Raw genomic sequence first — 23,734 nt, 5'->3', positions numbered from 1 at the left:
ACCCACGGGTAGTCTGTGCAGCACTGAGGCAGTGATGCCGTCGTCAAAGGAGACTCTGTGCAGGAACACGTCGCACCGCCCCTCGTGCCGCCGACCACCGAGGGGAGTCTTGCCGATCTTCCGGGTCGCAACGCCGCATCGAACCCCTCGCGGGTCGCGTTCTCGCGCAAGGAGGGCACCCACTGGATCGACGTGACTGCGGCCGAGTTCGACGAGGATGTCCGGGGGGTCGCCAAGGGCCTGATCGCCTCGGGGATCTCCCCCGGCGACCGCGTGGCGATCATGTGCAAGACCCGCTACGAGTGGACCCTCACGGACTTCGCGATCTGGGCAGCCGGTGCGGTCACGGTCCCGATCTACGAGACCTCCTCCGCGGAGCAGGTCAGCTGGATCCTCACCGACTCGGGCGCCAAGGGCATCATGCTCGAGACCGCGGCCCACGCAGCAACCCTCGAGGAGGTCCGCACCCAGGTGCCCGGACTGGCCCACGCCTGGCAGGTCGACGCCGGGGCGATCGCCGAGCTCAAGGCCGCCGGCTCCGAGGTGTCCGACGCCGATCTCGAGGCCGCCAAGGGCAGCCTCGACCGCGCCAGCCTCGCGACCATCATCTACACGTCGGGCACGACCGGGCGGCCCAAGGGCGTGCAGCTCACCCACGACAACTTCCTGGCGCTGTCCGAGAACGCCATCACCAAGCTCACGTCGGTCGTCAAGGCCGACGGCGCGTCGACGCTGCTCTTCCTGCCGCTCGCGCACGTCTTCGCCCGGTTCATCCAGGTCCTCTGCGTCACCGGCGAGGCCAAGATGGGGCACAGCGCCGACATCAAGAACCTCCTCGCGGACTTCGCGGAGTTCAAGCCGACCTTCATCCTGTCGGTCCCCCGGGTCTTCGAGAAGATCTACAACTCCGCCGAGGCCAAGGCGACCGCCGAGGGCAAGGGCAAGATCTTCGCGACCGCCGCCGACACCGCGATCTCTTGGTCGACCGCGCAGGACACCGGAGGCGCCGGCCTGGGTCTCAAGGTGCGCCACGGCATCTTCGACAAGCTGGTCTACTCCAAGCTGCGCGCCGCCATGGGGGGACAGGTCATGTATGCCGTGTCCGGCGGGGCGCCGCTCGGCACCCGCCTGGGGCACTTCTTCCGCGGCATCGGCGTCACCGTCCTCGAGGGCTACGGCCTCACCGAGACCACCGCCCCCGCCACGGTCAACGTGCCGGACCGGGTCAAGATCGGCACCGTCGGCGCCCCGCTGCCCGGCGTGGGCATCCGGATCGCCGACGACGGCGAGATCCTCATCCAGGGCAACAACGTCTTCGCGGCCTACCACAACAACGCCGAGGCGACGTCGGGCGCGGTCGTCGACGGCTGGTTCCACACCGGCGACATCGGCGAGCTCGACGAGGACGGTTACCTCAAGATCACCGGCCGCAAGAAGGAGCTGCTCGTCACCGCCGGCGGCAAGAACGTCGCACCGGCCGCCCTGGAGGACCGGCTGCGTGCCCACCCGCTCATCTCCCAGTGCATCGTCGTCGGAGACCAGAAGCCGTTCATCGGCGCCCTGCTCACCCTCGACGAGGAGATGTTCCCCGGCTGGGCCAAGAACAACGGGCTCACGGGGGTGACCTTCGACCAGGCCCTCACGAACGAGACGGTGCTCGCCGAGCTCCAGAAGGCCGTCGACGACGCCAACAAGTCGGTCTCCAAGGCCGAGTCGATCCGCAAGTTCGCGGTCCTGCCCGGGGACTTCACCGAGGACAACGGCTACCTCACACCGAGCCTGAAGCTCAAGCGCAACATCGTCATGAAGGACTTCCACGACGAGGTGGAGTCCCTCTACGCCGGCGGCGGCAAGGAGTAGCCGGGCGACCTCTAGGGTCTAGCCATGCGCCGACACCGCCACGGATCGTCCACTCGGACCGTGGCGGTGTCCTCGTTGGCGTTCGCCCTCGGCTGGCTGTTGTTCTTCACTGCCCTGCAGTGGAGCGTGGTGCGCTACCGCATCCCCATCGTGGCGACCCTGACGGCGGCCACGGCGGCGCTCGCCCTGTGGCAGTGGGCCGGCTGGCGGATCCAGCTGACCCGTCCGGCGGTGGCCGTCATGCTTGGGGGCTCGGCGCTGGCCACGCTGGCGGTCCCGCTGTTCAGCTATCTCGCACCGACTGGCCTCGCACTGGCCACGACCCTGCTCGTCGTCGCGCCGCTCGCGGCGGCGGTCCTGTTGTGCACCAACGGTCCTCGCGCCCCGTGGGCAGCCGGCCTCGTCGCCGTGACGGGGTATGCCGCCTGCGCTGCCACCGCCGTCATCTCCTCGCCTCGACCGCGGATCGATGTCTGGGTCGTCCTCCAGCAGGCGACTGACGCGCTCGGACGCGGGGAGAACTTCTACTCCATGACGTGGACCGGCTCCCCCGGCGTCAAGGACGCCTTCCCCTACCTGCCGTGGACCACGGTGCTGCTCGCGCCCGGACGCTGGCTCCTCGGTGATGTCCGCTGGGCGCTCGCGTCCTGGACGCTCGTGGCGGTGGCCGGGGTCTGGCTGCTCGCGCGCGGGACGGCGCCGCGGCATACCGGAACCGGCGTCGGGCGCGGCTGGGTCTGGACGGCAGCGGCGGTGACGGCGCTCCTGGTGTTCGCCCCGGGGACCCTCACCCAGCTCGACCAGTCCTGGACGGAGCCACTGCTGCTCGCCGGGATCCTCTCGTGGGCCGTCCTGGTGCAGCGCGACCGGGCCTGGTGGGCTGTCATCCCGCTGGCGTTGGCGTGTGCCAGCAAGCAGCACCTGGCCCTGCTGCTGCCCGTCCTGCTGCTGTGGCGTCCATTCGGCTGGCGCAGGTCCATCGCGACGGGTGCGCTGACCGGTCTGTTGATCGCCCCGTGGTTCCTCACGAGCCCGCCGGACTTCGTCCACGACACCATCAGCCTGTTGGTGGGCTTCCATCCGATCAAGTTCGCCAACACGCTCTACCTGTTGGCGCTCAACACCTTTGGTGTGACCCTGCCGTTCGCCGTCACGGGGGTGGCTGTGCTCGGCACCCTCGCTGCCGTCTGCTGGACGGTCTGGCGGCGCCAACCCCTCCTGGCCGACGTGCTGCGCTGGCTGGCCCTGGTCCTGCTGGTGGCGAACCTCGTCAACAAGCAGGCCTTCTACAACCAGTTCTGGTTCGTGGGCGCCCTGGTCGTCGTCTCGCTGGTCCTCCCCCAGTCGGGTCGGGTGGCGGGTGCCGGACGCGGTGGCGCGCCCGCCCCGCAGGACGGGCGCGTCAGCGGTCAGGACTTCGCCAGGGTCCGCAGGTAGGCCAGCCACTCCTTGGTGAACGCCGCCTGCGAGGTGCGCAGCACGGCCGCAAAGGCTGTGGCGACGTTGGCGTCGGGGTCGCTGCTGGTGCTGGACGAGGCGTCGGGACTCGTGGCCGCCGCGAGGTAGAAGCGCACCAGCGCAGAAGTGCCGTACCGGTCGACGATGCGGTTGACCGCCAGCCACGCGGCGTTGTAGCTCGGCGCGATGGTCGTGCGTGAGGGGTCGAAGTCGGCGGCGGAGGGCAGCGCCTTGGGCCCCGTGCCGGCGCGGACCCGGGCGAGCAGGGCTGCGGCCACCTGGGTGCGCGTCGCGCCGCTGTCGCGGTAGCCGACGAAGTCGGCCATGCCCTCGGACAACCAGAGCGGCACTGGACGGTTGGTCGAGGCCCGGATGGCGACGTGGGTCGCCTCGTGGGTCACGACGACCTGCCTGCCGCGGGGCACCAGGCGGGCGAAGGCACTCGGGTTGACCACCACCCGGTCGGCGCCAGCCCGGCCCTGGAGGTCGAACGGGCCGTCCGTGACAGCGGCGACCTGCGCCACCTGATCCTTGTCCTGTCCGACCTGCTCGGCCATCTGCGCCGCAGTCCCGGGGACGACGAGGACCAGGCGGCTGTTCCACTGCGGCGTCCAGACGGCGTCGACCCGCTTGACGGCGAGGTTGCCGAGGGCGAGGTAGGGGCGCAGCCGACTCCGTGGACCCGATCCGACGACCAAGGTGGTCGCGCTGCGCACCACCGTGAACCTCGGCAGGTCCCACAGCTGCACCTGGGTGCCGCCGTCGGTGTCGTCGGCCAACCGCCAGTGGTCACCACGTCGTACGACGGTGAAGTAGGACTCGAACTCGCGCGTCGCCGTGTCGAAGCCCCCGAGGCGGTAGCGGCCGGCCACCCGGGAGACCCACGCATCAGGGCCGACCTGGGCCGCCCGCTCGGTGCTCAGCGCGGGAGCTGGCTCGGGCGTGCCATAGCTGAAGGTGCTCAGTGGGAGCTGCGCGAGCGCGTCGAACTGCGCGAGCTGGCGCAGCCCGAAGCCTGAGGTCGGGTCGTCCAGGGTGGTGGCGAACGCCGACCGATCGTGGGCGCGGACCGCCGAGGCGCGCTGGGAGAGCAGGGCGGTCAGGGCGTCCTCTCGAGCGACGGAGGGCTCGGGGGCGTTCTGCTGGGAGGCTTGCGACGTCGTCGAGGTGCGGACGGCCGGTGGCTCGTCGGAGGAGCAGCCGACCAGCATGGTGACGACGAGCGCGATGAGCCCGGCACCGGCGGCCGCGCGGCCCGGGCGACCGCCACGGGACGGGGTGGGCCGGCTCATCCAGCCATCGTAGGGAGCGATCAGCCGACGGCGCGGACGTGGGCGGCCCAGGGCTCACGGCGAGCGCTGGCCGAGGCGGCCTCGTGCGCACTGACCAGCCCCGCGTCGGCGAACCTCGCGACGACCGCCCGCTCAGCGGCGTCGAGGGGCAGGTGCGCGCCCTGCGGCACCAGCATGGCCGTCACCATGCAGTCGGCGCAGTGCAGGTCGCGCACCGGGCAGCTCTGGCATTCGATGATCATCGCGACCACCTCGCTCTCTGTCTTGGGACCCTGTCCGTCTGGGGACTGCTGTCGTGTCACCTGTCGACGACGCTAGGTGAGGGCACTGACAACGCCAGCGACGCCGGCACACCCGACGTCGTGCCGAGGGCGCGCCTGCCACGGGCTGTCACACCACCGGCCTACCGTCTGGTCCATGCAGACGGCCGACGACCAGATGGTGCAGGGCACCTTCGACGACCTGGGCACGTCGCTGGCCGAGGTCACGTTCGTCGTCGTCGACCTCGAGACGACCGGTGGCAGCCCGGCTGACTCGGCCATCACCGAGATCGGCGCCGTGAAGGTGCGTGGCGGCGAGGTGCTGGGCGAGTTCCAGACGCTGGTCAACCCGCACCTGCCGATCCCGCCGTTCATCCAGTCGCTCACCGGCATCACGACCTCGATGGTGGCCGACGCTCCACGCATCGAGTCCGCTCTACCGGCCTTCCTCGAGTTCGCCCAGGGCGCGGTGCTCGTCGCCCACAACGCCGGGTTCGACATCGGGTTCCTCAAGATGGCTGCCCGCGACCAGGGCATCGACTGGCCACGGCACGCGGTGCTCGACACGGTCCACCTCGCGCGCCAGCTGGTCAGTCGCGACGAGGCGCGCAACCACAAGCTGTCCACGCTGGCCGCCCTGTTCGGTGCCACGACCACCCCAGACCACCGCGCCCTGCACGACGCGCAGGCCACCGTCGACGTCCTGCACGCCCTCATCGGCAGGGTGGGCAGTCTCGGTGTCCACACCTTCGAGGAGCTCGCGAGCTACACCTCGCGGGTCAGCCCCGCCCAGCGGCGCAAGCGGTGGCTGGCCGACGGCCTGCCCAACGAGCCGGGTGTCTACCTGTTCAAGGACTGCGACGGTCGGGTCCTCTACGTCGGGACGTCGGTCAACATCCGCACCCGGGTCCGCAGCTACTTCACGGCGTCCGAGCAGCGCACCCGCATGGCCGAGATGGTGCGCCTGGCCGAGTCGGTCACCCCGATCGTCTGCGCCACCACCCTCGAGGCCGAGGTCCGCGAGCTGCGCCTCATCGCCGAGCACAAACCGCGCTACAACCGGCGGTCCAAGACCCCCGAGCGAGCCACCTGGGTCAAGCTCACCGTCGAGGCCTTCCCTCGCCTGTCCATCGTGCGCGAGGTCCGCGGTGACGGTGCCCGCTACATCGGCCCGTTCGGCAGCCGCAGCTCGGCGGAGGACGCCGTGGCGGCGGTCCACGAGGTCATCCCGCTGCGCCAGTGCGTGCAGCGGCTGTCCCCCACCCGACCCGTCGGTTCGTGCGCCCTGGCCGACATGGGCCGCTGCGGCGCTCCGTGCACGGGGGCCCAGAGCGTGCAGGAGTATGCCGCGGTGGTGCAGGACGCCGTGCACGCCCTCGCCGGGGACTCGCGCGGGGTGGTGACGGCACTGCGCACCCGGATGGGCTCGCTCGCCGACCAGGAGCGGTTCGAGGACGCGGGCACGCTGCGCGACCGCATGCTCGCACTGGTGCGCGGCATGGCCCGGGCCCAGCGGATCGCACCCTTGGCCGCCAGCCCCGAGATCATCGCCGCGCGTCCGGCCACGTCCGGCGGCTGGGAGATCGTGGTGGTCCGGCACGGCCGCCTCGCCGCCAGCACCATCTCGCCACGAGGGGCTGACCCGATGCCCTATGTCGATGCAGTGCGTGACAGTGCCGAGGTCGTGCTCCCGGCCCACTGGCCGGCCCCTGCGGCCACCCCCGAGGAGACCGAGAAGATCCTGCGCTGGCTGGAGTCGCCCGGCGTGCGCATCGTCGACCTCGATGGCGAGTGGACCTGCCCAGTAGGGGGCGCCGGTGGCGCCCGTGCCGAGCTCGAGCCGCAGGTGGTGGCGCGGCACGCGGTGGCCGGCTTCGTCGCGGCCTCCTGACGCGCCGCGAGAGTGCGCTGCTCTCGTCGAGCCCGGACCGATACATTGGTGAGGTGATCTCCGCCATCGTGCTCATCAACGCCGAAGTCGACCGCATCCCCGAGGTGGCGCAGGCCATCGCCGAGCTCGAAGGCGTGTCCGAGGTCTACTCGGTCGCCGGCGACGCCGACCTGATCGCGATGATCCGGGTCAAGGAGCACGAGCAGCTCAACGACGTGATAGCCGACCGGCTCAACAAGGTGCAGGGCGTCATCGGGACCAACACGCACATCGCGTTCCGCACCTACTCCAAGCACGACCTCGAGGCTGCCTTCAGCCTTGGCCTCGACGGGGACTGAGCACCGGCGTCCACGACTCCCTGTCGATGCGCGGCACTCCTCCCGCGCCTGCTCGGCCACACGGCCGATCTGAGTAGCAACGCCCTTCCGCGACCCCCGGCCGACCCCCACACTCGGGTGACACGGTGCACTCGCGCCCGCACCCTCCGGAGGACCGATGTCGCCGATCCCCTGCCCCGCCTGTGGCCGGCTCCTGCCCGAGGCGTCGACCTCGTGCCCCGCCTGCCACCTGCCCCTCACCGGCCCGGACGCGGTGCGGCTGTGGCAGGTCGACCAGGGTCTCGCCGCCCTCCAGCGCGAACGCAGCCTCCTTCTCGCGTCACTGCGCGCCACGGCTGACGCCCCCGCGTCCGCGGCAGCGCCGGCCGCCCCGCCCGCCCCGGCCGAGACGGCGGAACGGGTGTCCCAGCCGCCCTCGGAGCTGCCCTGGGAGCTGAGGGAGCTCTCTTCGGAGTCACCTTCGGACGTCGCCCTGTCCGGTTCCTCCGCCCCACCCCTGCCGGCACCTGCCACGGCCCCGCGGAGGAGCTGGACCACCCAGCAGACCCTCCTCGCAGTCGGTGTCCTGCTCGTCCTGGTCGCCGCGTCGATCGCCCTGGCCATCGCGTGGTTCGTCATCGGCCGAACCGGTCAGATGCTGGTCATGGGTGGCTTCACCGCTGCCGCGACCGTGGCCTCGCTCCAGCTATCGCGCCGTCGGCTGCCCAGCAGCGCCGAAGCCCTGGCCCTGGTGGCGGGCGGACTGTTGCTCCTGGACGTCAGTGCCGCGCGACGCTTCGGCCTGGCTGACCTCGACGCCCTGGACGCCCGCGCCTACACCGCCGTCACCGGCCTGGTCGCAGCCCTCGCCCTGGCCGCCGTGCACCGTCACGACCGCCGCGTCGCCGGCTTCGCCGTGCTGTCGCTGACGGCAGCCTCGATCGGCTGGGCAGGAATCGTCGGTTACGCCTCGACTGCTGCCGGCGGTGCGGCGCTCTCCCTCCTCGGAGCTGTGCTGTTCGGAGCCGTGCACCTCGTGGTGCCGACCTCCTTCGGCTTGACCCGCCGCGCCGCCACCGGCCCCGCCGCCGGGTGGGCGGCGCTCTCGTTCGCCGCGGCCTCAGTGGGCGCGGCCACGGCGTCGGCCGATGCCCTGGACACCCCGTCCGGTACCGGGGTCGGCGCAATCACCTTCGACGGCGCAGCGTGCGTGGTCCTCCTGGCCACCCTGGCCGCTGCCGGCGCGCTGGTGGTCAGGCGGGTCGTCGCCGTGCGGGCGACACGCCTCGGCGGCCGGGGCGCGGTCCGAGCCGACTGGGTCGCCCGACCGCTGTCCGGCGACTGGCGCGCCCTCGGCATCGTCGCCCTGGTCGCCTCCGCAGCGGTCCCGACGGCTGTCCTGTGCCTCGCCCTGCAGGTCGGCGCGTTCTGGACCGCGGTGCTGGCCCTGCTCACCGCGGTGCTCGCCACCGTCCTGGCGGCCGCCCGCATCCGGACGACGTCGCTGGGCACGGCCTGGTGCGAGGCCCAGACCGGCCTGGCCCTCGCGGTCCTGGTCCTTGTTGCGATCGTCCACGACTCACGTCCTGCGACGATCGTCGCCCTCACCGGCGTGGCCCTGGCTGCCACGACGGCGGCTGTGCACCGGCCGGGGTGGCGGGTGCAGGCGACCGCTGTGGGCACAGTCGCAGCGGTGGCGGGCGTCACGATCAGCGGATCCATTGTCTCCCTCGACGTCGAGGTGCTGGCCGCTTCCGCTGCGGGTGCTGCCCTCGTCGCCGGAGCCCTGGCACGGCGCTCGGAACCCGAAGAGGCGCCGTTGGCCGCCGTTGGCCACCTCACCCTGTTCGGCGCTCTGCTGGGCGCGGTGGGGGTCGGGCTCGGTGACGGTGTGGTGATCACCCTCCTGGTGGCCATCGCCCTGACCGCGGCGGCGACCGCCGTGCTGCGCCCTGTCCTTCGCCCCGTCGCCGCAGGTGTCAGTGCAGCGGCAGCCGCCTGGGCGCTGTGGCTGGCGGGTGGGCTCGTCGGCGGCCGCACCCAGTGGACCGTGCTCGTCGCCGCCGCACTGGTTCTCGTGGCCCTGGCCCAGTGGCGACGCGGCCGTCCCGAGGAGGTCGTCCTCGGCACCCTCGCCTGTCTCGTCGCCGTCACCACCGTCGCCGTCGCCGTCGACCGGTCGTGGCCGCATGCAGCAGCAGCCGTCGCCGCGGCATACGGGCTCGTCGCCGTCGCGTATGCCGCCCTGCCGCACCGGCGCGCGACGGTCGCCCTCGCCGTGGTCGGGCTCACGGCGGCAGCCTGGCTCGAGCTCGACCGCGCCCAGGTGACCACGCTGGAGGCCTGGACGCTGCCACTGGCCGCACTGGTGCTCGCCGCCGGGCTGTGGTCGCATCGCGAGCTCGGCGACCACTCCTGGTTGACCGCCGGACCGGGCCTGGCGGTGGCGCTGCTCCCCTCCGCGCTGTACACCGCGGTCGACGACGGCCTCCTGCGTTCGTTGGTCACGGTCACTGCAGCGGTGCTCGTCCTCGTGGCCGGCGCGCTGCGACGGTGGCAGGCACCTGTCGTCCTGGGTGCCGCAGCAGCCATCGTCATCGCGCTCACCCAGCTCGGCCCCTATGCGGTCCAGCTACCGCGCTACCTCACGCTGGGCACGCTGGGTGTCGCCCTCTTGGCGGTCGGGGCGAGGTACGAGCAGCGCCGGGCCGATGCCCGCCAGGCGGTGAGCTGGCTGGCCGGGATGTCGTAGGTCGACAGGTCGTCGGCCAGCACGGCACGAGCCGCTCACCCCGACGGCGGAGGCTGCCGTGGCACGAGTCGGCGTACCTTCACCGCATGGACGATCTGACCCTCCTCTTCGAGCGCGCCGCCCACGTGGCGGCACGCCACCGGTCGGGGCTGCCGGTGACCCGGGTGGCCCCGGCAGTCGACGCGGCGACGCTGCGGCTCGAGGTGGACGCCGTGCTGCGCGATGCGGCAACACCCGCGGTCGAGGTCCTCGACGAGCTGGTCACGGCCTTCACACCGGGGCTCGCCGCGACCCCGGGGCCCCGGTTCTTCGGCTTCGTGATCGGCGGCGCCCTGCCTTCGGCCACTGCTGCGGACATGGTGGCGGTCGGGTGGGACCAGTGCGCCTTCAACGCCACCCTCTCCCCCGCAGCCGCCGTCGCCGAGGAGGTCGCCGGTGGCTGGCTGAAGGAGCTGATGGGGCTACCCGTCGACGCATCGGTCGGTTTCGTCACCGGTGCGCAGGGAGCCAACACCGTCTGCCTGGCCACGGCTCGTCAGCACGTCCTCGCCGCGGTCGGGTGGGACGTCGGGCGTGACGGGCTGGGTGGCGCCCCGGCCGTGCGCGTGGTCGCCGGCGCCGAGCGGCACGCGACGATCGACCGGGCGCTGCGGCTGCTCGGGTTCGGCACTGCGGTGGTGGAGTCGGTGGGCGCCGAGGTCAACGGCGCCATCGACGTCGACGACCTCTCGGCGGTCCTCGACCGGGGCGCGCCAGGACCGACGATCGTCTGCCTCCAGGCGGGGAACGTCAACACCGGTGCCTGCGACGACCTCCGGGCCGCCTGTGACGTGGCCCGGCGGCACGGTGCCTGGGTGCACGTCGACGGGGCCTTCGGCCTCTGGGCCGGCGCCTCGCCCGAGAAGGCGCACCTCGTCGACGGGATCGACCTCGCCGACTCGTGGTCCTGTGACGGCCACAAGTGGCTCAACGTCCCCTACGACTGCGGTTTCGCCATCTGCGCCCACCCCCAGGTGCACGCCGCGGCACTGTCCTACACCGCGGCATACCTCACCGGGCAGGGTGGAGCGACGCCCGCGTTGGGTGACCTCGTCCCCGAGTCGTCACGAAGGGCAAGGGGATTCGCCGTCTGGGCCGCCCTGCGTGAGCTGGGCCGTGACGGTGTCGCGGACCTCGTCGACCGGTGCTGCGCACTGGCCCAGCGGTTCGCCGCCGGGCTCGAGGCAGGCGGCGCCGTGGTGGTCAACGACGTGGTCCTCAACCAGGTGCTGGTCAGCTTCGGCAGCGACGCACGGACCGACAAGGTCATCGAAGGGGTGCAGCGAGACGGGACCTGCTGGCTCGGCGGCACGACCTGGCGGGGCCGTCGACTGATGCGGGTATCGGTGTCGAACTGGTCCACGACAGAAGCCGACGTGGACCAGTCGGTCGCAGCGATCCTGCGAGTGGCCGCTACTGAGGTGGAGCCGGACGGGGCGGATCCGGACGCGGAGGACCAGCTGGTCTAGTCAGGCCGGTGTGCTCTGCGTCGCCGCGGCCCACCGGTCCAGCTGGGCGGCGGCCGCCCCGGAGTCCAGGGCAGCCTCGGCCCGGTCCATGCCCGATCGCACCGCCGCCGCGAAGGTCTCGTCCGAGGCGCCGTGCTCGATCCTGTCGCCCGCCCCACCCGACGCGTCGGGGGTGGCGGCGAGATCTGGTGCGGCCAGGGCCAGCGCCATGCCTGCGTTGAGCACGACCGCGTCGCGGACCGCCCCACGCTGCCCGGCGAACAGGTCTCGCGCCACCTGGGCATTGTGCGTCGCGTCGGCCCCGCGCAGGGCCTCGACCGGCTGGCGCTGGAGGCCGACGTGGAGGGGGTCGAAGACACGCTGGGTGACCTCACCGCCATGCACCCACCACACCGTCGAGGTGGTGCTCAGGGTCAGCTCGTCGAGGCCGTCGTCGCCGCGGAAGACCACAGCATCCTTGCCCCGCCCGGCGAACACGCCGGCCATGAGCGGCGCCACGCGCGCGTCGGCGACCCCGACGACGGCATACGTGGGCTGGGCGGGGTTGGTGAGGGGCCCGAGGACGTTGAACGCCGTGCCCACACCCAACCCGCTGCGCGCCACGGCAGCGTGTCGCATCGCGGGGTGGAAGGCCTGGGCGAAGCAGAACGTGATGCCGGCATCCGTCGCCACCTCGGCCACCCGCTGCGGGCTGAGGGTGAGGTTGACGCCCAGGGCTTCGAGCACGTCCGCCGAACCAGAGGCCGACGACGCGGCCCGGTTGCCGTGCTTGACCACTCGGATACCACTGGCAGCGATGACGATCGAGGCCATCGTCGAGATGTTGACCGTGTTGGACCGGTCGGCGCCGGTGCCCACGATGTCGAGGCTCGGACCCGGGACCTCGATGCGGTTGGCGTGCGCCAGCATCACGTCGGCGAGGCCACGTAGCTCCTCGACGCTCTCGCCCTTGGCGCGGAGCGCCACGAGGAATCCGGCCACCTGGACCGGCGAGGCCTCGCCGCTCATGATCTGGTCCATCGCCCACGCCGCTTGGTCGGTGGAGAGGTGGTTCCGCGCGATCAGCAGGGTGAGCAGGTCCGGCCAGGTGGGACCAGCCGGCTCAGGGACGCTCATGCCGGTCAGGAGGCGCTGGGGCGAGCGCCGCGACCCAGCTCGGCCACGGCGGAGGCCAAGGCGATCGGGTCGAGCGGGTGCGGGACCGCGAGGTCGGCGAGGGACCACGTCGCGAGCCAGCCATCCTGAGGTCGTCCGGTCAGGACGAGGACCGGCGGGCACTCGAAGATCTCGCTCTTGAGCTGGCGACACAGGCCCAGCCCACCCATCGGCGCTGCCTCACCGTCGAGGATGAGGACGTCGAAGCGGGCGTTCTCGACGGCCTCGATCACCGCTGCCGCGGTCGCGCACTCACGCCACGACACGACCTCCACGTCCCGCGCCGGACGACGTCCCACCGTGACCCGGACTGCGTCGCGCGTGGTCTTGTCGTCGCTGTACAACAGCACGGAGATCTGGCGGGCCGAGGACCCCGACGAGGTCGGTGCGTCGGCGGCGGTCGCGTGCGAAGCGGTCATGTCGCAGATGCTACCGGTGCGGCGTTTCGGCACGCCCACGCACCCATCGGGGGGTCGACGGTGTGCCGCGCTGCGAATGTGGCTAATCTGGCGCACGTGGCGACCGCATCTCCAGTGACCTCTGAACCCGCCCGCTCAGCCGGCAGCATCCCCGGCCACGGGCCGGTGTCCCGACCCAACATGGTGTCGGTGGGCACCATCGTCTGGCTCTCCAGCGAGCTGATGTTCTTCGCGGGCCTTTTCGCGATGTACTTCACGATCCGCTCGGTGGAGCCGGAGCTGTGGAAGGAGTCGACGGGGGTGCTCAACGTGCCCTTCGCGACGATCAACACGATCGTCCTCGTCGTCTCGTCGGTCTGGTGCCAGCTCGGCGTCCACGCGGCCGAGCACGGCAAACCGCACCGCGGCGACGCCAGCCTCCTCGCCGTCCCGAGCTGGGGCATGCGCGAGTGGTACGTCCTCACCTACATCTTCGGCGCGATCTTCGTCTCCGGTCAGGTGCTCGAGTACTCCGAGCTGGTGCACGAGGGCATCTCCCTCTCCTCCACCGCGTACGGCTCGGTCTTCTACCTCACGACCGGCTTCCACGCGCTGCACGTCACCGGGGGCCTGCTGGCCTTCCTGCTGATCATCGGGCGCACCTTCACGACCCGTCACTACAGCCACGCCCAGGCTGCCGGCGCGGTCGTGACCTCGTACTACTGGCACTTCGTCGACGTGGTGTGGATCGCGCTGTTCGCGACGATCTACCTGCTGAAGTGACCGGCACGATGACCTCCCAGCCCGCCCTGCCCGCCTCCATCGACAGGACCGCACTGTGAACGCCTTGGCCGCCCGCCGTCGCCACCCGGCCGCGATCGCCCTGCTCTTGCTCCTGGGCCTGATCCTCACCGGGGTCGCCTACTCCGCCTTCGCGCCCAAGAAGGCCGACGCCGCCACGGCAGCCGCCAGCACCGTCGAGGACGGCAAGAAGCTCTTCCTCGCCAACTGTGCGACCTGCCACGGGCTGCAGGCCCAGGGGACCAAGGCCGGTCCGGCCCTTCCGGGCGTCGGCGCCGCTGCCGTGGACTTCCAGATGGGCACCGGCCGCATGCCGATGGCTGCGCCGAACGTCCAGGCCCCCCGCGCGGAGCAGGTCCGGTTCACGCAGGACCAGATCTCCGCGGTCGCGGCATACGTCGCGTCGCTGGCCCCCGGACCCGCCATCCCCGAGGCCGAGTACACCAACGGTGAAGGGGGCGACGTCGCCCTCGGCGCCGAGCTATTCCGTGTCAACTGCGCGATGTGCCACAACTTCGCCGGTTCCGGCGGCGCCCTGACCCGCGGCAAGTACGCCCCGAGCCTGCACAACGTCGAGGGCAAGCACATCTACGAGGCCATGGTCACCGGCCCCCAGTCGATGCCCGTCTTCAGCGACGACAACATCTCCCCGGAGTCCAAGAACGACATCGTGGCCTACCTCCACGCGGTCGACGAGCAGGAGAACGTCGGCGGGATGGCGCTGGGCAACCTCGGCCCCGTGTCCGAGGGGCTCTTCGCCTGGATCTTCGGGCTCGGCATCATGGTCGGCTTCGCCGTCTGGCTCGGCCGGAAGGCCGCCTGATGGCTCCGACGGCACAGAGGGCACAGAGGGCACAGAGGGCACACACGGCCATGACGGGTCGGTCACACCCTCTGGCCCAGACCATCGCCCGGGGCGACACTGGAACTGACCACCGCGACTCGACAGGATCGACGACACGATGAGCGAACACGACACGCCGCACGGCGCGGTCGTCGGCACGAGCGACGGCCACGGCGCTGGCCACATGGCCGGCCAGAGCGACGGCCACGGCGACGGCTACGGCTCCACTGCGGTCCGGCTGGACCAGGGCCATGTCGAGGGCACCGGCGGCCTTCCGGCGCACTTCCAGAACCCGGGCCTGCCGCCGCACGCCGCGCGGATGTCGGACCTCGACGAGAAGTCAGCCAAACGGGCCGAGAAGCAGGTCGCCGCGCTCTTCGGCCTCTCCAGCCTGGGCACGGTGCTGTTCATCGTCGCCTACTTCGCGATCGACCCCGAGCGGTCGGGATTCATCCCCGGCATCGGCAACGCAAGCATCTACAACGTCGTCCTCGGCGTGACGATGGCTCTCGCCCTCCTCGGCTGCGGTGTCGGGGCGGTCCACTGGGCCAAGACCCTGATGCCCGACGTCGAGTCGGTCGAGGAGCGACACCCCCTGCGGGCCAAGGACGAGGACCGCACGCGGGTGGTCACCGGTCTCATGGACGGCGGCGACAAGGCCCAGCTCGGCCGTCGCCCGCTCATCAAGTTCTCGCTGGTCGGCGCCCTCGCGCTGCCGCCGCTGGCGATCCTGCTGCCGCTGGTGGGCGGGCTCGGTCCCCTGCCGAAGAACCAACTCTCCACCACGATGTGGAAGAAGGGTGACCGGCTGGTCCGCGACCCCGAGCGCACCCCGATCCGGGCGGATCAGGTCACCATCGGTTCGGTCTTCCACGTGCTCCCCGAGTCGATCAAGGACTCCGAGCACGTGCTCGAGGACAAGGCCAAGGCCGCCGTGCTCCTGATGCGCCTCAACCCCGAGGACATCAAGCCCCAGAAGGAGCGTGACTGGGGCCACGAGGGCATCGTCGCCTACTCCAAGATCTGCACCCACGTCGGTTGCCCGGTTGGTCTCTACGAGCAGCAGACGCACCACCTGCTCTGTCCCTGCCACCAGTCGACGTTCGACGTGACGCAGGACTGCAAGGTCATCTTCGGGCCGGCCAAGCGTCCGTTGCCGCAGCTGAAGATCACCGTTGACGCGCAGGGTTACCTGATCGCCGACGCCCCGTTCCGCGAGGCCGTCGGTCCGAGCTTCTGGGAGCGTGGTTCCGCATGAGCACCGACCGCAACCCGACCGGCCGCGACCCGATCGACCGCCTCCGCAGGGACGACCCCCAGCCCGAGGAGCCCACCAACCCCGGCCTGAAGGCCGTCGGGGGCGTGGCGGGCTGGCTGGACGACCGCACGGGAGCGGCCAAGCCGGTCGGCTACCTCATGAAGAAGGTCTTCCCCGAGCACTGGTCCTTCATGCTCGGCGAAGTCGCCATGTACTCCCTGATCATCTGCCTGCTCTCGGGCACGTTCCTTACCTTCTGGTTCGTCCCCAGCGCCGGTCAGGTCGTCTACGACGGCAGCTACCTGCCCCTGCGTGGCATCACGATGTCGGAGGCGTTCCGGTCGACGGTGGACATCTCCTTCGACATCCGCGGCGGTCTGCTCATCCGCCAGATCCACCACTGGGCGGCGCTGATGTTCATCGTCGCGCTGTCGGTCCACATGCTGCGCGTGTTCTTCACGGGTGCCTTCCGCAAGCCGCGTGAGATCAACTGGGTGATCGGCTGCATCCTGTCGATGCTGGCCCTGATCGAGGGTTTCGCCGGCTACTCCCTGCCGGACGACCTGCTCTCCGGGACCGGCCTTCGCGCCGCAGAAGGCTTCATGCGCTCGGTGCCCGTGCTCGGGTCCTACCTGTCGTTCGCGCTGTTCGACGGCCCCTTCCCCGGCGAGGCGATCATCCCCCGCCTGTTCTCGATCCACGTGCTGCTGCTCCCGGCGATCCTGGTCGGACTGTTCACCGCCCACATCGGGCTGGTGTTCGTGCACAAGCACACCCAGTTCCCCGGGCCCGGCCGCACCAACGACAACGTCGTCGGCTTCCCGGTCATGCCGGTGTATGCCGCGAAGGCCGGTGGCTTCTTCTTCATCGTCTTCGGCGTCATCTCGCTGATCTCTGGATTGGTCACCATCAACCCGATCTGGGCCTATGGTCCCTACGACCCCTCGCCGGTCACGGCAGGAGCCCAACCCGACTGGTACATGGGCTTCGCCGACGGCGCGCTGCGTCTGTTGCCCGGCTGGCTTGAGTTCACCGCCTTCGGCTTCACGTTCTCGTTCAACGTGATGATCGGCGCCATCCTCCTGATCCCGGTCATGTACGGCCTGATGGGCGCCTACCCGTTCCTCGAGAAGTGGGTCACCGGCGACCACCGCGAGCACCACCTGCTCGACCGGCCGCGCAACAACCCCACGCGCACAGGGCTGGGCATGGCAGCGTTGACGGCCTACGGCGTGCTCATGTTCGCCGCGGGCAACGACCTCATGGCGATCAAGCTGCACCTGTCGATCAACGACATCACCCACACCCTGCGGGCAGCCTTCTTCATCGCGCCACCGATCGTCTTCTGGGTCACCAAGCGCATCTGCCTGTCGTTGCAGCGCAAGGACCGCGACCTGGTCCTGCACGGCCGCGAGACCGGACGCATCGTGCGTACCGCCGACGGGAAGTTCTTCGAGCAGCACGAGCCGCTCGACGAGTTCACCCGCTGGAACCTCGTCCAGCACGAGGACCACGAAGTCCTGCTGCTCGAGGCGGGAACCGACGCCCACGGCGTCGCCTCACCGACGGCCCGCAAGGACAAGGCCCGCTCGGCCCTGTCGCGGTTCTACTTCACCGACAGCATCAACCCGGTGACGCCGGCCGAGCTGGCCGCGGCACACCACGACGGCCATGGCCACGAGGCGATCGAGGCCGCTCCGAGCAGCGACGAGTCGCGGCCGGCCCTCGAGAGCTCGCGCAGGGAGCCCCCCAAGCGTCCCTGAGGCCCGTCACAAGCCCACCAGAGGCTCCCTGAGCCTCTCAGGCCAACACCCCCGGGTATGCCGCCCGCTCACCACCCACGCCTCGCGTGCGGCCGCGAGCGGGCGGCATACCGATGCCGGGGGTGTTTCGGCGTTGCGGCCCTCACGTGACAGGCTGGCCCCGTGGTCGAGATGGGGGCAGCCGAGTTCGAAGTGGCCGTGGGCGACGCCCTCGACGCCGTGCCTCCCGAGCTGATGCGGCTGCTGGACAACGTCGTCTTCTTCGTCGAGGACGAACCGCCACCGGACGACCCCGACCTGCTCGGCGTCTATGACGGGACCCCCATCACCGAGCGTGGTGACGGCTGGGCGGGGGCGCTGCCTGACCGGATCACGATCTTCCGCGGCCCGTTGACCCGGATGTGCGAGGACCGCGAGGACCTCCTCGACGAGATCGCCGTGACCGTGGTGCACGAGATAGCGCACCACTTCGGGATCGACGACGCTCGCTTGCACGACCTCGGCTGGGGGTGAGCCCTGCCACGCGCACCCCACGACGCGCAGGTGCCGTGCCCCGGTCACAGGACACGGCACCGGTGGTGCGTTGGAGCTACTTCCGCGCGCCGCTGAGCTGGACCGTCTGCTCGGCGTAGCCGACCGCGCACTCGAAGACGCCACAGGCGAACGCGAAGGTCACGCTCGCACCCTTGCCGCCCTTGAAGAGGCCGTTGTCGCTGTAGGCGGTGCCGGACCAGGTGTGGGTCGCCCCGTCGCACTGGATGGGGTTGACGAAGAAGAAGCCGTTGATCTTGACCCGGCCGACCTGCTGGGTGAGGGTGCCCTCGATGTCGCTGAAGAAGTCGTCGGCGTTCGTGCAGGAGTATGTCCCGCTGAGAGTCGCCGAGCCGTCCTTGTTGGCCACTCCCCGCGGGTTGACGGTGATGGTCGCCTCCGGCGGCGGCGGGGCGTTGTCGAAGGTGACGACCAGGTTCCCGCCGACGGCGGTGGTGTCGCTGAATGCGACGACGTAGTAGGTCTGCCCGGCCGTGGTTGCGAATCCGACCGTGGTCGGGCCGCACGCCACGAGGTTGCCGGCAGCGGGATCGCCCTCGGTCACCATGAAGCCGCCCGAATAGCTGGAGGCCGACATGTCAGCGATGACGCCACCGTCAGTCGCGGCGGTGTAGCGGAACCAGACGCTGGCGTTGGTGAACGGCGCTCCACACTGCGCGTTCAGCGCGGCATCGGTGGCATCGGTCTTGGCGCCGGTGGTGTCCTGCTCGAAGGTGCTGGGCAGGGCCGAGACGACGGTTGCCTTGGCAGCGGTGTCGTTCGGAGCGGGTGCCGCGGTGGCGGCGGAGGCCAGCACCGGCACCAGGAGCAGTGCGGCGGCGGCGGACAGGGCGGAGCGAGACATCAACAACATGTGGATCCCCCAGCTGTGTGATGGACCATGCCCCAGTGGATGGTCACACCCGGATTGACTCCACCCGACCGGCTCGCGGTTGCATGCTTGACCAAGAAATTGCTCGCGGTCGACCAAGCCTTTGCCGTCGACGAGCGGCGCGACGACACCCGGAGGACGCCCTGGGGGCCCTCGGACGCCGCTCAGGCGAGCGCGCTCTGCGCCTTCCAGCCGGCGAACGAGTACTGCCAGACGCCGATGCCCTCAGAGGGCTGGAACTGCCGGGACGAGCCGGTGAACTTCACGACGTCGCCGGCCTTGGAGTTGGCGTACATCCAGGCGGCGTTGGCGGGGGACATGTTCACGCAGCCATGGCTGACGTTGGCGCTGCCCTGTGCTCCGACCGACCAGGGCGCGGAGTGGAGGTACTCCCCCGTCCACGTCACGCGCATGGCGGACTGCGTGGTGATCTTGTAGTAGCCGGGCTCGCCCTTCTTGATCCCGATGGTCGTCGAGTCCATGACGACGGTGCCCTCCTTGCGGATGATCACCTTGATGCCGGAACGGGTCTCGGTCTGCGGGCCCGGGCGCCCGGCACTGATCGGGATGGTCTTGATCACGGCGCCGCCGCGGGTCACGGTCATGACGTGGCGCTTGATGTCCACGGTGGAGACCATCGAGGAGCCGATGGTGAAGCTGGCGGAGTCGTCGTTGCCGACCCATTTGCCCTCGCCGGTCTGGACGCCGGTGAGGGGGGCACTGATGGTGACCTTGGTGCCGGGCTTCCAGTAGTTCACGGGCCGCCACATGAGCTGGCGGTTGTCGAGCCAGCCCCAGGCGCCGGCCTGCTTGGGTGAGGTGGTGACCTTGACGAGCTTCTCCACCTCGCCGCGCAGCTTCGCGGTGGCGACCGCGGAGTCGAACTGGATGCTCACCGGCATGCCGACGCCCACGGTCTCGCCCGAGTTGAGGATGCCGTAGGTGGCCGTGACCTTGGGCTTGAGGGTGGTGAACGTGGAGGTCGTCGTGGACGGCGTGCCGTCCGGACCCGTTGCCTTCGCGGTGACGGTGTAGGACGCGCTGGGTGCCAGTCGCGCGCTGGAGGTCCAGGAGCCATCGGTACCGAGGGCGCCTGCGACCGTGGCGCCGTTGGCGTCGGTCACGGCGACCTCACCGAGCGAACCGGTGGTGGCCTTGACCACGACGGGCTCGGTGGGCAGCACGTCGGTCGCGTCCTGGGCCGGGCTGATCGTGAGCTCCGCGGGAGTGGGCGTCGCCGACGAGGAGGACGAGCTGCTGCTCGAGCTGGCTGCGACGTTGTCGGTGCTCGGGCTGTCCACGGCGCCTGAGCACCCGGCCAGCACGGTCACCCCCGCCAACGCGGCCACGGCCAAGGCCGTGGCCAGTCGTCGTGACCCCTGTGTCCTACCCACCACGTGTGTGCTCCTGTGCTCTGCGCCACCGTGGCGCCCTGTGCGTGACTTGTTCGTGTGCGGCTGGACCGGTCGGATGGTGCCCCGACGATGCCCGTCACCCGAACAGACGCCGGGCAGCCCTCATTGGTTGGCTATGCAGCTGTGTCCCCGAGGGGTGGTACGCCCGGCCGAGCTGTCGATGGAGCGCCGTCAGACGGCGTGCGGGCCCTTGAAGTACTCGAAGGTCCAGCCCACCAGGGCGACGACCCCGAAGCCCGCCCCGATGATGAACAGCCACCAGCCGACGGCCAGGCCGAGGAAGCACAGGGCGGACGCTCCGGCGAGGGCCAGGGGCCACCAGGAGTGCGGGCTGAAGAAGCCGTACTCGCCCTCCTGCTCCCAGATCTCGCCGCTGGGGTTGTCCTCGGGCCGCTCCGGGAGGCGCCGCGCCGTGGCCCACAGGTAGAAGGCGATCATGGCGCCGAGACCGGCGGACAGGAACAGCCCTGCCGGGCCGACCGGCTCCCGCCAGTGGGTGAAGATGCCGTAGATGAGCCCCAAGGGGGCGAAGAAGGCAGCCAGGATGACGAAGAGCTTGTACTCGATCTTCACGGGTCAGTCACGCTCCTCGTGGAACCGCGGGTGCTTGTGCTCGTCGAACTCGCCCGTCGCGTGGTGCTCGGACGTGCGGGTCTCGGCCATGATCCGAGTCAGGGTGTCCGGGTCGGCGTGCACCCCACCGAGCGGCGCCGCCTCGGGGTGGTGCAGGTCGAAGGCCGGGCGCTCGGAGCGGATCCGCGGGAGCACGTCGAAGTTGTGACGCGGCGGCGGGCAGGACGTCGCCCACTCCAGGGAGGCGCCGTAACCCCACGGGTCGTCGGTCTCGACCAAGGGCGCCGTGCGCCAGGTCTTCCAGACGTTGTAGAGGAACGGCAGCGTCGACGCGGCCAGCAGGAAGGCACCGAAGGTGGACACCTGGTTCTCCCAGGTGAAGCCGTCCTCGGGCAGGTAGTCGGCGTAGCGACGCGGCATACCGTCGACACCCAGCACGTGCTGGATCAGGAACGTCGTGTGGAAGCCGATGAACAACATCCAGAAGTGGATCTTGCCCAGCGTCTCGTCGAGCATCCGCCCGGTGAACTTCGGCCACCAGAAGTAGAAGCCGGCGAACATCGCGAACACCACGGTGCCGAACACGACGTAGTGGAAGTGGGCCACCACGAAGTAGCTGTCGGAGAGGTGGAAGTCCAGCGCCGGGCTGGACAGGATGATGCCGGTCAGGCCGCCGAACAGGAAGGTGACCAGGAAGCCGACCGCCCAGAGCATCGGTGTCTCGAAGGACAGCTTTCCGCCCCACATCGTGCCGATCCAGTTGAAGAACTTCACGCCGGTGGGCACCGCGATCAACATGGTCATCACTGCGAAGAACGGCAGCAGCACCTGGCCGGTGGCGTACATGTGGTGGGCCCACACGGTCACCGAGAGGGCCGCGATGCCGATGGTCGCGAAGACCAGCGTCTTGTAGCCGAAGATCGGCTTGCGCGAGAAGACCGGCAGGATCTCGGAGATGATGCCGAAGAACGGCAGGGCGATGATGTAGACCTCTGGGTGGCCGAAGAACCAGAACAGGTGTTGCCACAGCATCGGCCCGCCGTTGTCGGCCTCGAAGATCTGGGCCCCGAACTTGCGGTCTGCACCCAGCGCCAGCAGGGCAGATGCGAGCACCGGGAAGGCCATCAGCACGAGCAGGCTGGTGACCAGGATCGTCCAGGTGAAGATCGGCATGCGGAACATCGTCATGCCGGGCGCGCGCATGCAGATGATCGTGGTGATGAAGTTGACGGCACCGAGGATGGTGCCGAAACCACCGAGCGCGAGACCGAAGACCCACAGGTCACCACCCAGGCCGGGGGTGTTTGAGGCGTCCGACAACGGCGAGTACGCGAACCAGCCGAACGACGCCGCACCCGAGGGGGTGAGGAAGCCTGCGGAGGCGATCAGGCCACCGAACAGGTAGAGCCAGTAGGCGAACATGTTCAGCCGCGGGAACGCGACGTCAGGGGCGCCGATCTGGATCGGCATGAGGGCGTTGGCGAACCCGGCGAACAACGGCGTCGCGAACAGCAGCAGCATGATCGTGCCGTGCATCGTGAACAGCTGGTTGAACTGGTCGGGGTTGTCCACGACCTGCAGTCCGGGCTGGAACAGCTCCGCACGGATCAGCAGGGCGAGCACGCCGCCGAACATGAAGAAGAGGAACGAGGTGATGAAGTAGAGGTTGCCGATGACCTTGTGGTCGGTCGTCGACGCCCACTTCACGACCGTCTGACCCTTGGTGAGCCGGCGGGTCGCCGTCGCCTCGGTGGAACGGTAGTACGTCCCGGCCGAGGTGGACTCGGTTGCCGCTGCCATCAGTTGCCCCCTGCACTCGGGATGAGGTGTTGGTCTTCGTCCATGACCTTGGCGGGGTTCAGGCTGTTGTCGAGCTGACCGGTGTTGCCCTGCGCCTTGAGCTCGGAGATGTGCTGTTCGTAGGCGGCCTGGTCGACGACCTTGACGTTGAACAGCATCTGCGAGTGGTAGGCGCCACACAACTCGGCGCACTTGCCCTTGAAGTCACCGGTCTCGGTCGGGAAGACCTGGAACTTGTTGACCCGCCCCGGGATCATGTCGAGCTTCTGCAGGAATGCCGGGACCCAGAAGGAGTGGATGACGTCCCTCGACGTCAGCACGAACTCGGTGCGCTTGTTGACCGGCAGGTAGAGCGTCGGCAGGTTCTTCTCGGTGCCGGGCTCCCCCGTGAGCTCGGCCTGCGTGCCGCTCTCGTAGGTCTGCTCGTTGACGTAGTTGAAGTCCCAGCTCCACTTCTTGCCCACCACGTTGACGACGACGTCCGGGTGCTTGGAGGTGTCGAGCAGGGCGGCCTCGTCACGCGCGGTGTAGTAGAAGAGCACCGCGATCATGAACACCGGGACGATCGTGTAGAGGATCTCCATCGGCACGTTGTAGCGCAGCTGCACCGGCAGACCCGTGTCGTCCTTGGCCCGGCGGTAGGCGACGACACACCAGCCGATCAGGCCCCAGACGAGGGCGCCGACGAGGAGCGCGGCGATCCACGCGCCGTTCCACAGCGAGGTCACGCGTTCGCCGCCCTCGGTCACCGCACGGGGGAGGAAACCGTCCTGCACGCGCCCCGCACACCCCGAGAGGGTGAGGGCCACGAGCGACAGCCCGAGAGCCGTGGTCGATCTCCTGCTTGCAGTCCGCCGCCTGTGTGGGCGCGGCGCAGAGACGTCGTGCTGACGCAACGGTGCACCTTCTTCGAGACAGTGATGGGCCATCGCGCCAAACCCTACTCCAGCGAGTGCGTGTCGTCCG

At 70.1% G+C, this 23,734-nt stretch carries 20 protein-coding genes; 11 read left to right on the top strand and 9 right to left on the bottom strand.

The genetic code is table 11. The annotated features are described in order from the left end of the window. The first annotated feature begins 57 nt into the window (after positions 1 to 57). Positions 58 to 1,860, top strand: coding sequence for an AMP-dependent synthetase/ligase (locus tag AC1DS4_RS13010; protein WP_477613220.1), 1,803 nt, complete (start codon positions 58 to 60; stop codon positions 1,858 to 1,860). Positions 1,861 to 1,884: 24 nt separating this feature from the next. Beyond that, complete coding sequence (locus tag AC1DS4_RS13005; RefSeq protein WP_477613221.1) at positions 1,885 to 3,297, top strand: hypothetical protein; 1,413 nt, start codon at positions 1,885 to 1,887, stop codon at positions 3,295 to 3,297. Here the strand turns inward: AC1DS4_RS13005 and AC1DS4_RS13000 are convergent. Continuing rightward, positions 3,270 to 4,610, bottom strand: a complete 1,341-nt coding sequence (locus tag AC1DS4_RS13000) for a hypothetical protein (protein WP_477613222.1) — start codon at positions 4,608 to 4,610, stop codon at positions 3,270 to 3,272. The genes AC1DS4_RS13005 and AC1DS4_RS13000 overlap by 28 nt on opposite strands. 20 nt (positions 4,611 to 4,630) lie before the next feature. Further along, positions 4,631 to 4,852, bottom strand: coding sequence for a hypothetical protein (locus tag AC1DS4_RS12995; protein WP_477613223.1), 222 nt, complete (start codon positions 4,850 to 4,852; stop codon positions 4,631 to 4,633). A 175-nt stretch (positions 4,853 to 5,027) separates the two neighbouring features. Between AC1DS4_RS12995 and AC1DS4_RS12990 the strand changes: the two genes are divergently transcribed. The 4 genes from AC1DS4_RS12990 to AC1DS4_RS12975 all read left to right on the top strand — a co-directional run bounded on the left by AC1DS4_RS12990 (position 5,028) and on the right by AC1DS4_RS12975 (position 11,338). After that, positions 5,028 to 6,761 carry a DEDD exonuclease domain-containing protein gene (locus tag AC1DS4_RS12990; RefSeq protein WP_477613224.1) on the top strand — a complete coding sequence of 578 codons (1,734 nt, stop codon included), beginning with the start codon at positions 5,028 to 5,030 and terminating at the stop codon, positions 6,759 to 6,761. A 53-nt stretch (positions 6,762 to 6,814) separates the two neighbouring features. Beyond that, positions 6,815 to 7,099: an Lrp/AsnC family transcriptional regulator gene (locus AC1DS4_RS12985; RefSeq protein ID WP_477613225.1), complete on the top strand. Its 285-nt coding sequence runs from the start codon at positions 6,815 to 6,817 to the stop codon at positions 7,097 to 7,099. A 157-nt stretch (positions 7,100 to 7,256) separates the two neighbouring features. Next, positions 7,257 to 9,830: an SCO7613 C-terminal domain-containing membrane protein gene (locus tag AC1DS4_RS12980; protein WP_477613226.1), complete on the top strand. Its 2,574-nt coding sequence runs from the start codon at positions 7,257 to 7,259 to the stop codon at positions 9,828 to 9,830. An 86-nt stretch (positions 9,831 to 9,916) separates the two neighbouring features. After that, positions 9,917 to 11,338, top strand: coding sequence for a pyridoxal phosphate-dependent decarboxylase family protein (locus AC1DS4_RS12975; protein WP_477613227.1), 1,422 nt, complete (start codon positions 9,917 to 9,919; stop codon positions 11,336 to 11,338). Here the strand turns inward: AC1DS4_RS12975 and trpD are convergent, their stop codons facing one another. Both trpD and AC1DS4_RS12965 read right to left on the bottom strand, forming a co-directional pair. After that, a complete protein-coding gene (gene trpD, locus AC1DS4_RS12970; RefSeq protein ID WP_477613228.1) occupies positions 11,339 to 12,454 on the bottom strand; it encodes an anthranilate phosphoribosyltransferase in 1,116 nt (371 codons plus the stop codon). Between the two features lie 5 nt (positions 12,455 to 12,459). Next, on the bottom strand, positions 12,460 to 12,912 hold the full coding sequence (locus AC1DS4_RS12965; protein WP_477613229.1) for a response regulator: 453 nt from the start codon (positions 12,910 to 12,912) through the stop codon (positions 12,460 to 12,462). Between the two features lie 96 nt (positions 12,913 to 13,008). Here AC1DS4_RS12965 and ctaE point away from each other — a divergent pair, with 96 nt between their 5' ends. From ctaE to AC1DS4_RS12940, 5 genes are all read left to right on the top strand, one after another. Beyond that, positions 13,009 to 13,674: an aa3-type cytochrome oxidase subunit III gene (ctaE, locus tag AC1DS4_RS12960; protein WP_477613230.1), complete on the top strand. Its 666-nt coding sequence runs from the start codon at positions 13,009 to 13,011 to the stop codon at positions 13,672 to 13,674. A gap of 55 nt (positions 13,675 to 13,729) precedes the next feature. Further along, a complete protein-coding gene (gene qcrC, locus AC1DS4_RS12955; RefSeq protein ID WP_477613231.1) occupies positions 13,730 to 14,515 on the top strand; it encodes a cytochrome bc1 complex diheme cytochrome c subunit in 786 nt (261 codons plus the stop codon). A gap of 205 nt (positions 14,516 to 14,720) precedes the next feature. Next, entirely contained in the window at positions 14,721 to 15,794 is a 1,074-nt protein-coding gene (gene qcrA, locus AC1DS4_RS12950) for a cytochrome bc1 complex Rieske iron-sulfur subunit (RefSeq protein WP_477613435.1), read from the top strand. Further along, entirely contained in the window at positions 15,791 to 17,557 is a 1,767-nt protein-coding gene (gene qcrB, locus AC1DS4_RS12945) for a cytochrome bc1 complex cytochrome b subunit (RefSeq protein WP_477613232.1), read from the top strand. The genes qcrA and qcrB overlap by 4 nt, the downstream gene beginning before the upstream one ends. A gap of 171 nt (positions 17,558 to 17,728) precedes the next feature. Continuing rightward, positions 17,729 to 18,070, top strand: coding sequence for a metallopeptidase family protein (locus AC1DS4_RS12940; RefSeq protein WP_477613436.1), 342 nt, complete (start codon positions 17,729 to 17,731; stop codon positions 18,068 to 18,070). A gap of 76 nt (positions 18,071 to 18,146) precedes the next feature. Here the strand turns inward: AC1DS4_RS12940 and AC1DS4_RS12935 are convergent, their stop codons facing one another. From AC1DS4_RS12935 to ctaC, 5 genes are all read right to left on the bottom strand, one after another. Then, positions 18,147 to 18,962, bottom strand: coding sequence for a DUF6299 family protein (locus AC1DS4_RS12935; protein ID WP_477613233.1), 816 nt, complete (start codon positions 18,960 to 18,962; stop codon positions 18,147 to 18,149). Between the two features lie 182 nt (positions 18,963 to 19,144). Further along, positions 19,145 to 20,377: a L,D-transpeptidase gene (locus AC1DS4_RS12930; protein ID WP_477613234.1), complete on the bottom strand. Its 1,233-nt coding sequence runs from the start codon at positions 20,375 to 20,377 to the stop codon at positions 19,145 to 19,147. Positions 20,378 to 20,566: 189 nt separating this feature from the next. Beyond that, complete coding sequence (locus AC1DS4_RS12925) at positions 20,567 to 20,968, bottom strand: cytochrome c oxidase subunit 4 (RefSeq protein ID WP_477613235.1); 402 nt, start codon at positions 20,966 to 20,968, stop codon at positions 20,567 to 20,569. Between the two features lie 3 nt (positions 20,969 to 20,971). After that, positions 20,972 to 22,768 (bottom strand): aa3-type cytochrome oxidase subunit I, encoded by a 1,797-nt coding sequence (ctaD, locus tag AC1DS4_RS12920; protein ID WP_477613236.1) that lies wholly within the window; start codon positions 22,766 to 22,768, stop codon positions 20,972 to 20,974. After that, positions 22,768 to 23,697, bottom strand: a complete 930-nt coding sequence (ctaC, locus tag AC1DS4_RS12915) for an aa3-type cytochrome oxidase subunit II (protein WP_477623635.1) — start codon at positions 23,695 to 23,697, stop codon at positions 22,768 to 22,770. Before ctaC ends, ctaD begins: the two co-directional genes overlap by 1 nt. Positions 23,698 to 23,734 lie beyond the last annotated feature (37 nt).

The sequence above is a fragment of the Pedococcus sp. P3_C7 genome (assembly GCF_056402615.1).
The sequence above is the reverse complement of the archived record's forward strand: the minus strand, read 5'-3'. Positions and strand labels throughout refer to the sequence as shown.

Coding starts and splice junctions, on each gene's coding strand:
- ctaD (WP_477613236.1), bottom strand. CDS start 22,768: ATGGCAGCGGCAACCGAGTCCACCTCGGCCGGGACGTACTACCGTTCC.
- qcrA (WP_477613435.1), top strand. CDS start 14,721: ATGGCCGGCCAGAGCGACGGCCACGGCGACGGCTACGGCTCCACTGCG.
- ctaC (WP_477623635.1), bottom strand. CDS start 23,697: ATGGCCCATCACTGTCTCGAAGAAGGTGCACCGTTGCGTCAGCACGAC.
- qcrB (WP_477613232.1), top strand. CDS start 15,791: ATGAGCACCGACCGCAACCCGACCGGCCGCGACCCGATCGACCGCCTC.
- AC1DS4_RS13005 (WP_477613221.1), top strand. CDS start 1,885: ATGCGCCGACACCGCCACGGATCGTCCACTCGGACCGTGGCGGTGTCC.
- AC1DS4_RS12940 (WP_477613436.1), top strand. CDS start 17,729: ATGGGGGCAGCCGAGTTCGAAGTGGCCGTGGGCGACGCCCTCGACGCC.
- AC1DS4_RS12965 (WP_477613229.1), bottom strand. CDS start 12,912: ATGACCGCTTCGCACGCGACCGCCGCCGACGCACCGACCTCGTCGGGG.
- AC1DS4_RS12935 (WP_477613233.1), bottom strand. CDS start 18,962: ATGTTGTTGATGTCTCGCTCCGCCCTGTCCGCCGCCGCCGCACTGCTC.
- AC1DS4_RS12990 (WP_477613224.1), top strand. CDS start 5,028: ATGCAGACGGCCGACGACCAGATGGTGCAGGGCACCTTCGACGACCTG.
- AC1DS4_RS12975 (WP_477613227.1), top strand. CDS start 9,917: ATGGACGATCTGACCCTCCTCTTCGAGCGCGCCGCCCACGTGGCGGCA.
- AC1DS4_RS12980 (WP_477613226.1), top strand. CDS start 7,257: ATGTCGCCGATCCCCTGCCCCGCCTGTGGCCGGCTCCTGCCCGAGGCG.
- AC1DS4_RS13000 (WP_477613222.1), bottom strand. CDS start 4,610: ATGAGCCGGCCCACCCCGTCCCGTGGCGGTCGCCCGGGCCGCGCGGCC.
- AC1DS4_RS12995 (WP_477613223.1), bottom strand. CDS start 4,852: ATGATCATCGAATGCCAGAGCTGCCCGGTGCGCGACCTGCACTGCGCC.
- trpD (WP_477613228.1), bottom strand. CDS start 12,454: ATGAGCGTCCCTGAGCCGGCTGGTCCCACCTGGCCGGACCTGCTCACC.